At 66.9% G+C, this 10,145-nt stretch carries 10 protein-coding genes; 1 reads left to right on the forward strand and 9 read right to left on the reverse strand.

Translation table 11 applies throughout. The features are described from left to right. Nucleotides 1-260: 260 nt before the first annotated feature. The 8 genes from AB0C35_RS45420 to AB0C35_RS45455 form a co-directional block, all read right to left on the reverse strand. Complete coding sequence (locus tag AB0C35_RS45420) at nucleotides 261-866, reverse strand: hypothetical protein (protein ID WP_358470719.1); 606 nt, start codon at nucleotides 864-866, stop codon at nucleotides 261-263. A gap of 691 nt (nucleotides 867-1,557) precedes the next feature. Further along, nucleotides 1,558-1,854, reverse strand: a complete 297-nt coding sequence (locus tag AB0C35_RS45425) for a hypothetical protein (RefSeq protein ID WP_358470722.1) — start codon at nucleotides 1,852-1,854, stop codon at nucleotides 1,558-1,560. 19 nt (nucleotides 1,855-1,873) lie between these two features. Then, complete coding sequence (locus tag AB0C35_RS45430) at nucleotides 1,874-2,761, reverse strand: hypothetical protein (protein ID WP_358470725.1); 888 nt, start codon at nucleotides 2,759-2,761, stop codon at nucleotides 1,874-1,876. Further along, nucleotides 2,758-4,734, reverse strand: coding sequence for a toprim domain-containing protein (locus AB0C35_RS45435; RefSeq protein WP_358470728.1), 1,977 nt, complete (start codon nucleotides 4,732-4,734; stop codon nucleotides 2,758-2,760). Before AB0C35_RS45435 ends, AB0C35_RS45430 begins: the two co-directional genes overlap by 4 nt. 5 nt (nucleotides 4,735-4,739) lie before the next feature. Further along, nucleotides 4,740-5,651 (reverse strand): DUF2637 domain-containing protein, encoded by a 912-nt coding sequence (locus tag AB0C35_RS45440; RefSeq protein ID WP_358470731.1) that lies wholly within the window; start codon nucleotides 5,649-5,651, stop codon nucleotides 4,740-4,742. Next, on the reverse strand, nucleotides 5,648-5,941 hold the full coding sequence (locus AB0C35_RS45445) for a hypothetical protein (protein ID WP_358470734.1): 294 nt from the start codon (nucleotides 5,939-5,941) through the stop codon (nucleotides 5,648-5,650). The genes AB0C35_RS45440 and AB0C35_RS45445 overlap by 4 nt, the downstream gene beginning before the upstream one ends. Before the next feature lie 128 nt (nucleotides 5,942-6,069). After that, nucleotides 6,070-7,695 (reverse strand): hypothetical protein, encoded by a 1,626-nt coding sequence (locus AB0C35_RS45450; protein WP_358470737.1) that lies wholly within the window; start codon nucleotides 7,693-7,695, stop codon nucleotides 6,070-6,072. Nucleotides 7,696-7,878: 183 nt separating this feature from the next. Next, on the reverse strand, nucleotides 7,879-8,178 hold the full coding sequence (locus AB0C35_RS45455; protein WP_358470740.1) for a hypothetical protein: 300 nt from the start codon (nucleotides 8,176-8,178) through the stop codon (nucleotides 7,879-7,881). 637 nt (nucleotides 8,179-8,815) lie between these two features. Between AB0C35_RS45455 and AB0C35_RS45460 the strand changes: the two genes are divergently transcribed. Continuing rightward, nucleotides 8,816-8,950, forward strand: a complete 135-nt coding sequence (locus AB0C35_RS45460; protein WP_358470743.1) for a hypothetical protein — start codon at nucleotides 8,816-8,818, stop codon at nucleotides 8,948-8,950. Nucleotides 8,951-9,197: 247 nt separating this feature from the next. Here the strand turns inward: AB0C35_RS45460 and AB0C35_RS45465 are convergent, their stop codons facing one another. Continuing rightward, nucleotides 9,198-9,761 (reverse strand): hypothetical protein, encoded by a 564-nt coding sequence (locus tag AB0C35_RS45465; RefSeq protein WP_358470746.1) that lies wholly within the window; start codon nucleotides 9,759-9,761, stop codon nucleotides 9,198-9,200. Between the last annotated feature and the right edge of the window lie 384 nt (nucleotides 9,762-10,145).

Genomic DNA, 10,145 nt, shown 5'->3' on the forward strand with positions numbered 1-10,145 from the left:
GTCATCGTCACTCTGCTCAGTACCCGTTCTCGCCCTGTTCACATCAGTTAGGGAACTTCATCCCCTCGTGTCCCACCTGAGCCTGACACAGAGGGCTACGAGGGTTCGCAACGACGCGGCGGTCAGGTCACCGACCTGCCCGGCGGCGGTCCTCATCGCCCCTACGAGGGTTCGCAACACGCTCGAATAGATCCCCTTCGGGATCCAACCACGATCCTCATCCGCCTTGACTGTAAGCATTCAGGGTCGTGGATACCGCGTTACTTGATGCCGCCTAGTTCGCCGTGCCGAGCAAGCGTCGGCATGGATACGAGCTTGTTGAAGGCGTCGGCCCGGGACAGCAGCGGCAGCTGGGTGTTCGCGGACGGAAGAGCGTCGTTGCTTCTGGTGACTGCACCGTTCGCCGAGACCTCCGTGGTCGCGCCTATCCGGGGGCACAGGGAGACGACGGCGAGTCGGCGCTGTTGATGATTGAGGAGTTCGCGGAATTCTTCGGCTTCGCTGTCGTAGGTGATGAGGACCTGCTGGGTCAGGCTTTGCCGAGTGAGGAAGGCGTGCGTGTGTTCGGGGTCGTCGGTGAGGTAGAGGCCGGGAACCCGGTCCTCCTGGAAGGTGCCGATGTCCGTACCGAACAGTCGCCATGCGTCTGAGCGGGTGAGCACGAGTTCGACGTAGTCCCCTTGCCGACGGCTCAGGATTTCCAGGGCCAGGTGACGGACGGCGTCTTCGGCGCCCGGCCCGGTGATCGAAGCCCCGTCCGCGATGAAGGGGACGATTCCCTGGGCGTCGGATGCCGTGTGGCCGACCGTTGTTGTGGACTTGGGGTGCGCGATGGGCCGGAGATTTCGCTTCACGTGCCTGAGCATCGGCCTCGTCGCCAGGACGATGGCTCGCCGATGTCTGGCCGCGGAGATGGTACCGCTGATCAGGGCGAGCAGCGCGACGGCTCCGGTACACGGGATCAACCAGGGCCTGTGGTCATCCGGCACGATACGGGCCGTTGTGGTGGGCGTGGGTCGGTGGTGGGGTGGTCCCGGTATGCCCGGTCCGGTGGGAGCCGGTGGTTCCGGTCGTGGCTGCACGTCAGTTCGGCTTGGGGACGGGATGAGCCCGGCTGTGGGCGAAGGGTTCGGTTGTGCCGGGTCCGTTCTGTACTTCTTCACGGCCTGGCGGGAGCGCTCTGGATTCTGGGTGCGGCCAGGTCGACCGGACGCTCTCGGTATGGAGTCGCGCATGACGTCGCCCCAGTCTGGGTCGCGGCCGGTTCGGAGGCTTCGCAGCGCCTCTTGACGGGCGCGGCGACAGACCTTGTCCCTGTCGACGTACCTTTCTGCGACCGGCCCGAACGGCCCACATGCCACTACGTGTCGATTGGCGACCGGGTCGGTGTTCGCGCGCGGGGAGTCGGTGGCGAGGGCGACCGTGCCGAGGAGGAACGTGGAGTTGATGACGATGGGGAACCAGCGCATGGATGTTCGGTTCGGTCGTCCTGTGGTCCGGTGAGCGCGTCTGTCAGTGCATCGTTGCCGGTGGAGTGGCCTATCGACAGTTGAGCGGTCACGCATACGGCTTCCGTCCGCGGGTGTCGTTCCGGTGGTGGGCGTGGGGCGGCGCGGGCGGTTGCTGGTAGGAGAGGCCGGCGAGGTGTGCGTCCCGGCGGGGCCATGTGATGGCGGCGATCAGGGCGATCGGCCAGGCGAAGCCGATGACACAGCAGATCGCGTTGATCAGAATGATTTGGCCGATGTCGTCGGCGCCGCGGATGAGGGCGATGAGGGTCGGCAACACTGCGAGGAGGGCGAGAAGGCCGATCAGTCCGAGCCAGAAGAAGGTGCTGTTCTGGATGGCAGCCATCGGGTTGTTCCCTTCACTGTCAGAGGTTCCGTCGCCGGTTCCTGTCGAGAGCCTGGGTCTGCGGTCGCCGTGCCGCTGATGTTTCGCGGGGCTGGTTCGCACTCATCGTCAGCGCCTCGTCGATGGGGATCGGGAAGTCCTCGGCCGCGCTTCGTACGTCCGGGCTCGGGGCGAGGTGAGGATGCGGGACTGCTGGGACGGCCTTGGTGATGACGTGCTCAGGTAGGTTCGTGGTGATCTCCAGGATCGTTCGCAGCTCTTCAGGTTGAGGCTCGTGCCCTTGGAGGCGGAGCTTGGCCCGTAGCTGCTCAGCGATCTGGGTCGCACGCTGCTGGCGGCGGATCTCTTCCCACTCGCCGCGATCTGGGCCGTGGACCCGTGCGGCCCATTCGGTGCCGGTGCCTTCGTGCAGTCCGGCGCGTGGGGGTGCCGGGTCGCCGGTGCGGACGTTGGGGTCTCGGGTGAAGAAGGGGGCGGCCTGGGTCATCGCGTCGAGGGCGTCCATGCCTTCGCTGCGAAACCGGTCGTAGTGACTCATCGCGTGCGGGTGCAAGCGGCGAAGCTGTTCTTCGCATTGGTCGACGGCGCGGGCAGCTGCGGTGTTGTCCTTGGCGTACGGAACGCCGGCTGCCCACGCATCGGCGACGTCCAGCAGGTTGGCGTGGCGCAGCCATTGGCGGTCATGGACACGGCCCCAGCGGGAACGGGCCTGGGCGCGTTCGGCTCTTCGTTTCTCCGCTTCCCCTCGTTGGGCTTGTGCGTTCAGTGCCTGACGGGCGGCCTTTAACCGGTGCTTACGCTGGGCGACAAGTTGCTGGACGCCGGCGGCGGCGGAGATGAGCTGGATGAGCCGTTGTCCGCTGTGCTGGAGACCTTCCGCGATCGGGTCGGGGTGCTGCTGGGTCATGCGGTCCTCCGGTGGGTGCGCTTGGAAGAGGTCGTGTGAGGACGATGCGGAGCGACGGGTTGCTGTTGCCGTGTGGTGGCGCGCTGGGGCGGCTCGCTGTCAGGAGGTGGGTCCGGGCTGATCGCTGAGGCGACGAGCGCGGTGACTTCAGCAGGAGCCATGCCTGTGCGGGCGGCGACGCGGGTGATCTGCCGGGCGATCTGGTCGGGTGGCAGCTCAACGATCAGCGGGGCGGCGGCTTGAGCGGCGGCCACTCGCGACTCGATGAACTCGAGTTGTCCCCCGGACCTCTGGATTCTCTCATCTATCACCAGGTCAGCGAGGGGAGTCACGGAAAGTAATGCCTTGTGGACAGTTGACTGTCTCGTCGGAGACAACAGCTCCGCCGGGTCTCGACCGTGGGACAGGACGGCTGTTTCGAGCCGGGCGGTGATGTGGTGGAGAGTGCGCCAGGCTCGGATCGCTCCGGCTCGCCCAGCGGGGTCACCGTCGAGCGCCATGACGAGTCCGGTTGTTGCGAGGTCTGCGTGGGCGGCGATCACATCGACCTGCGTCGATGTGATCGCCGTGCCGCATGGGGCGATTGCGGCATATGTCTCCGGCATGGTCGCGTTGACGGCGATCGCGTCGAGTGGACCTTCGACCAGGAGCGGACGTGCCGTGCCTGCGAGTTGTGGGCGTACCTCATGGAGACCGAATAGGCGCTCGGCCTTGCGGAAGAGCGCCGTCTCGGGAGTGTTGAGGTATTTGGGGCCTTGGGCTTCGTCGCGGCGGCGTCCGATGAAGCCGACAATCTGTCCATCGTGGTCTCTGAGGGGGAACAGGACACGATCCCGAAACAGGTCGAAGGGTTCGCCGCCGTCCCTCTGTTTCACGAGGCCGGCTTGGAGCAGCACCTGATCGCGGTGTCCCAAAGCGCGTAGGTGCTGCAGCAGGGCGTTGCGGGAGCGCGGGGCGAAGCCGAGTTCCCAGCGTTCCTGCAGCGTTGGGTCGAAGCCACGGCTCGCGAGGTAGCGGGCTCCCCAGCTTCCACTGAGTTGTCCCAGGTAGAAGCGGTGGGCATCGGCGAGCGCGGCCCGAAGTTGGGATAGAAGATCGTCCGACGGTCGCCTTACATGCTCCGCTGTGCTGGCGGATCGCATCGCCTGTGGAGAGTCGGTCTCCTGGGTTGGGGCGGCGGGTAGGCGATGTCCGGGCTCGGGCGCGTCGATGAGGTCGCGCAGATGACGACTGATACGCCTACTGGTGCGAACGATCTGGTCTCCCACCGCGCGGATGGCGGCGGGTGAGTCGGTGCGGACGTCCATCCCCGCCCACTGCTGGGCTGGCGGGAATGACAGATGCGCAACCGGCAATCCCAACTCGGCCAGAACGATGTATGCACCCGAATCAGCAAGGACGCGTCGAACGCCGCGGCATGGGGCAGAGTTGGCTCCGGCTGTGTCGAGATGCCCACCGGGTCGCAATGCGTGAATGAGCTGGTGCGCGAGCAGCGACGCTGCGGCGGTGTCGTCCAGTTCCGGAGGGACCTGAACGCGGCGGCCAGGACGTCCGAGATAGGTCCAGCCCTGCCCGCGGTCGACGTAGAAGCCGAGGTGGGCGGCGACCAGGGAGAGCCGCCGCAGTCCCTCGGCCAGGGACAAAGTCTGCTTCTCTATGGCCGCACCCTCGGTCTGTTCGATGTCGAAGACGGCCCGTGGTCTCCCGCGGGTGGAGATGATTCGAATTCCGGTTTCGCCGCGCCGGACTTGCCGACCCGCCTTCTGCCACGCGTCATAGGACCGGACGTCGGTTGCGGACCGCCTCTGTGCAGGAATCAGCAGGGTGTTGGTGAATCCGTACCGTCCATGCCGACTTGCGTGAACGAGCCAGGCGTCCCACCGGAGACGACCGTCAGCAAGGCGGGCGACCGCATGATCGGCGATCCCTTGCAGGACGTCCAACGCTCGTCGTTGCTGCTCGTCATCAGGCATCGTGATCATTTCCGTCCGGCCGGCTCATCGCGGACGGCGGCGATCAGTTGCGTGAGCCGATCGTTGGCGATGCTGATGCCCAGCTCACGCAGGCGCCGGCCGAGCCGGTCCCGGCTCAGCTGGACGCCTTCGCGTTCCACGTCGCGCTGGAGTTGCCGAGCAATGGCCATCAGCTGGTCGTGCTGCCGCATCTCCTCAGTGGTGTCATGGTCAGCGCCCGCACGTGGTGAGTGCTGGGCGGGGAGCCGGTTGAGGGCGAGCCGGTCGGCCAGCGGGGCGCGCCATCGCCATGACCATCTGCCGTAGTCCTGCTGGAGTTGGGAGACGGCCAGCAGGTGGCGATGCTCCAGGTCGAGGCCTTGCCGGTATTCGGTGATGTGCCAGAGGATCATGCGTCGCCACAGCAGCAGGCTGGAGGCGGGCGCGAGGATCCATCGGGTGGCCGGGATCCGTTCGACCCGGCTGGCGGAGGTCAGCCCGACCCATCGGCGGATCAGGTGCCGGACGCCTTCCACCACCGTGATGAACAGGACGGGCATGGCCGCGTTCATCACGCTGCCGGCCAGGCTCCCGTGTGCGGCGGACACGTTCACCACGACGGTGCCGCTGATGTAGACCCAGGCGACCCAGCGCAGTACCGGCCAGGGCAGGTCCAGGTACTCCATCAGCAGGTCCCAGGCCAGGAGTATCAAGATGCCGACGTCCATGCCGACCGGAACGATCCATGCCAGCCCGCCGAAATGCGGCTCGGCCATCTGCCGGATGGTGGTGAACGACCCGACGCCGCCAAGAACAGCCAGTGCCGCGATCAGCGGAGCGACTCCGACGGTCACCCATTTGACGACCGCGGGCTGTGGAGTCCACCGCTCGGAGTCTCGCGGCGTGGAGGTCGCCCGGAGTTGCTGGGCGGTGGTCACCGAACGCGCCTTTCCACCATCCAGGCCAGCAGCTGTGCGACGTACCGGGCCTCGTCGGTGGTGCCGAGCAGCCGGCCGTAGGCGGTGACGAAGGCGTAGGCGCCCTCGGCACCGGCGCAAAGGACGGTCTCCGACCACCCGTTGTGCCGAATCCGCAGACGCCAGCGTCCGTTGCGCGGTTTACGGGCTCGGGCACTGACGCCGATGCGCCGCAGCTCGTAGTGGAGGCGGAGGAGGCGGGCACGCCGTTCCGCCAGCTCGGCCTGTGTGGTGATTGCCTGCGGCTTCATGGTTCCCCCGGTGATGTCAGCCATGGACTGGCACGTCCATCAACTAAAGTCCTTGATCAAGAACATGCATCACACAAGGAGAGTGGTCAATTACAGTAGCCACTTCGGCGTGTTGTCACTTGAAAGTGTCACGGGATCCTGCGACGAGGACCTGAAGGGCGAGACGCGGCGGGACGCACGCTCGCCGGGACGGAGTTGGAACCCGGAGTCCAAGAGCCAGGGAAGCCGGCCATGGCGAGTTGGGCCTGCGACGGTGCCGGGGATTCGCCCCGCATGGTCCTCTGGTGACCGCCAGCGGCCGTACGCGCCTGCTCAAGGTGCCGGTGCGCGTTGCGTGCGGCATCGGCCTGGGCTTGGCGTTGCTGGAGCAGGCGGATCTGCGTGATGGTCTCCAGCAACGTGATCAAGCGTCCCACCAGCTCCAGGACGGACAGCGTCGTGCGGTCCTGGACGCCGGCCAGCGTCAGCAACCGACCGGTAATGCGCAGGGCGTTGCCCTCTGAGGTGATGCGCGGGATACGGCCGTACGGTGCACGGGCTGCCCGGTCATAGGCGTCGGCAGCGCGGCGCAGGTAGCGATTGCCAGTGACCTTCGCGGCCACATGCAGTGCGTCGGACGCGGCCCAGCATGCGTCCTCGGCACCATAAGGGTTGGTGGCCAGATGCCGACGGATATGGGATGTGGCGTAAGCGGCAGCGCGGACGGCGTCGTCGTAGAACGCCTGCCGCTCCTCGGGTGTCAGATCGCCTGTCGGCAAGGCATCGTTGCCTGCCGGGTCGTTCCATCGTCGCTGGAGACGCGGCAGCGTGAGGTCGTCGGCGAGCTGGCCGCCGGTGTACCAGACAGGTTCCTCGCGGTCAGAACTTGCGACGGCATAGCCGGTGATCTGCCCCGGGTTGGTCTTGCTGTATCGGAGCCGGACGAGGAGCCCCTGTTGTTCGAGCTGGTAGAGGAACTCGGTAGTGGTCCGGGGGCCGTCCGCCGCGCGGCGGACGGCCGTCCGCAACACCGCGCGCACCGTCCGCTCCGACAAGTACGGTCCGGACGGCGGACGAGCCCCCGGACGATCAGCGCCGCCCGGGGCCCATCTGCGCCGTAGTCTCGGCAGGGTCAGGTCAGCGGCCAGCTTCCCGCCGCCGAACCACACCGGCCGTCCGGACGCATCGACGTCATCGGGCAGCGCGACCGCATATCCGGTGACCTGGTCAGCGGACTGCGTGCTGTGACGCCTTCGCACCAGGACGCCTTCAGCCCCTAATGCGGCGAAGAATTCGGCCTCCGTCCGTGCTCCCGCCGCAGCAACGGTGACATGCCGCCGCAGGACGCCGCGGACCGGCTCATCGCGCCCGGCCCGGGCGGCTTTCGCGATCTCGGCGCGCTTGGGCCGCCGCGCCGCCGTCCGGTCCGCCGGAGCCGTGGACCGCAGACCGAATCGCCGTTCCATCTCCCGGCACGCGTCCCGGATCCGGTACCCGTCGTTCCATACCTCAGGACGGCCTCCGTCGACGCGCGCCAACGTGGCCACGATGTGGATGTGATCGTCGGCATGCCGGACGGCGATCCAGCGGACGGCGTCCTCATCTCCGTCTTGGGCCAATCCGGTGCGCGACACCATCTCCCGCGCGACCTCAGCCCACTGCCCATCGCTGAGGACCGGATCCTCCGGCGCCGCCCGCACCGACACATGCCACACCGGCTTGTGATAGTTCCGCTCCCCCAGCAGAGCGAGCGGCTGAGTGAGCAGCCCGTCCAAGCGGCGAAAATCCCGGCAGCCATCCGGACGCAAGGTCGGCTCCAACTCGGCCGGGCTCCGAAACCCCGCCACGATATGGGGATCACGGTGCTCCTCACACCGACCAGGCCCGTACAGGTACCGGACCAGGCCCTGCACCCGCTTGCCCCGCACCACCTTCCCGATCAACACAAACCGATCACGTCAAGGAAGACGCCGGCGTAGCTCGTCAGCGAGATCGTCCAACTTCTGAACGGCCCGCGCCGACGCCTCGGCGTACCACCGCAACTGCGGCGGCGGCTCCCCCGAATGCGACGCCGCGACCGCCTGGTTGAGGTTCACCCCGATCCGCCGAGCCTGCCCGGCCGCGTGCATCACCATCGCCAACGTCTCCCGCAGCAATGCGTACTGCGGCTGAACACTTCCACGAGCTGCCGCCAACACCGCCTCCGCCGCATATGCGCCGATGGCCAGCCGTTCCCCTACGGCCGCAGAGGCCACCAACGCGTGCTCCTCGTCCGAAAGCGAGAACCTCACCGACCGCCTGCGCCGTGGAGTCCGATGCGCCCGCCGATTCAACCGCACCGACATCGACTCTCGCTGCGCCCCGTCTTCGCCGACTACCGCCACCCCCTCCCGGATCGCGCTCGATCCGTCCCAAATCGACTGGACCGCGCCCGGTCCAGCCGCCTTATGTGCACGATTTCCATTTCTTGCTCCGCCCCAGCCGAGCCCGGCGAACACCTGCGCTCATGTGCGCTGTTCATCCGCGCGAACCGCACCCTTCCGATCCGGACCAGCTCCTACGGTGCGGGTGCCACGTTCAGTGCTCCTTGCCAACGGCTGGGTCGACGTGGTCCACAGGCTCGCCCGCACGCGCGTCTTGCGGAGCCCACGTCGACCTTCCGGACGGCTGAGGAATTTGCCTCACATGGCGAATTGAAGAGCGTCATCCGGCCCGCCGCGCTTGCGCAAGGTCAGCACCTGGGACACCGTCCGCGAGGAGGGCCGCTGGGTCTGCGCCGTCTGCCGGATCACCGTGCGCTCGTACCAGTACCGCTTCTAGCCGGTGGAGTCTCCGCACTATGAACGGTGTATCGGGTTCTCGTGGTGCTCCGGCTGCCGCATCTACACCGGCCCGATGGTCCATGTGCCGCGCAACAGAGCGCTCCCCGACATGATGGCGTCCCTCCCGCCCGAACAGCGGGAGCGATTGAAGGGCAACGAAGTCCGGCTGATCGAATACCTGGACAGCCGCACCGAAGACCCAAGGTAGGTCCGGGCTGCCCGAGCCATCGCCATTCGGACCTACCTTGCAGACTGCAGCTCTGTATGTCGGGCATCCGTAGGCATCCTCGAGATGGGCCACGTCCTGGGGGGCGCTGTCGCGAGCGCCGTGCACCGAAGAGGAAGGTGAGTTGAACGCGTCTGACGGGCGCCGTTCAGATCTACTCTTCCTCGTCCAGCGCAGCGTGCCGCCTCCGACAGCTGGACTCGTCCGCGCCGTCCGGCACGTACCAGGCTCACCGAGCGCGACGTGGCGATGGCGGTTGTGGTGGCGAGCGAAGCTCCGGTGGCACGTCCTCGGCGGGCGTCGGATTCGGGAGAACCTCGCTGATCGTTTTAGGGAAGTCCTCTCCCGCAGGGCCGACCTGGCGCTCCTCCGCTTCCACCAGGTTCGCCGCTGCGTGCCGGTCCAGGGACGGCTCTTCGCCCTCGTTCACGGCGTGGACGGGGGCAAGCGCGCCGGCCGCTCGCCGGAAGCTCTCACCGAGGTCGGCCGCCTGCTCGGTCACTCGCCCGAGCGCATTGTGCGCCGCCGTCACGGCAGGAACGGGGTCGTCACCGCGGTCATGTCCGAGCCTGCCAGCGTCGAGCTCCCGCGTCAGGAACGCGTCGATTTGCTCGGCCGTCTGCGCCAGGCGAAACGATGTTTGGGCGAGGTTTCCCAGCACCGTGCAGGCCACGGCCGGCTCGGACAGCCCCGGCGAGCTTTGCGTCAGATGGTTGAGGGCTCGGACACGCTCATGCAACTCGCCGGCGAGTCGCTCGATGTCCTCGTTGGTACGGGTCTCGTGATCGTTCACGTGGGGTGCTCTCCAACGTCGAAAGGGATCCGACCATGCAGCACTCCTTTCCGTAGAGGACAGGTCACAGTCTTTGGCGCTCAGTCAGGCGAGGTAAGACTGTTTGCGCTCTATACTGCCTCGCAGTCGCGCAGGTGACCAGCTTGCCCATCGGCGTGTCGTCTCGCGATGAGCTCCTACAACGAGGGTCGTCCTTCCTCGTCCTCGAATGTGTTGGAGTTTCCGGCGCGCAGTCGACGGACGATCTTGCGGCGAGAGCAGCGGCTCGGCTCTCGCCCAGGGCTGGCAGTGGCCACGTCCAGGTAGGTGGTGTATGAGAAGGCCACCTCGCGATCTATTGACTACTTAAGCACCGATTGCCTCAATTGTCATATCGGCATCATC

Origin of the sequence: Spirillospora sp. NPDC048819 (assembly GCF_040650055.1) — a bacterium.
Classification (GTDB): domain Bacteria; phylum Actinomycetota; class Actinomycetes; order Streptosporangiales; family Streptosporangiaceae; genus Spirillospora.

Coding starts and splice junctions, on each gene's coding strand:
- AB0C35_RS45460 (WP_358470743.1), top strand. CDS start 8,816: ATGGTCCATGTGCCGCGCAACAGAGCGCTCCCCGACATGATGGCGTCC.
- AB0C35_RS45425 (WP_358470722.1), bottom strand. CDS start 1,854: ATGGCTGCCATCCAGAACAGCACCTTCTTCTGGCTCGGACTGATCGGC.
- AB0C35_RS45445 (WP_358470734.1), bottom strand. CDS start 5,941: ATGAAGCCGCAGGCAATCACCACACAGGCCGAGCTGGCGGAACGGCGT.
- AB0C35_RS45435 (WP_358470728.1), bottom strand. CDS start 4,734: ATGCCTGATGACGAGCAGCAACGACGAGCGTTGGACGTCCTGCAAGGG.
- AB0C35_RS45420 (WP_358470719.1), bottom strand. CDS start 866: ATGCTCAGGCACGTGAAGCGAAATCTCCGGCCCATCGCGCACCCCAAG.
- AB0C35_RS45430 (WP_358470725.1), bottom strand. CDS start 2,761: ATGACCCAGCAGCACCCCGACCCGATCGCGGAAGGTCTCCAGCACAGC.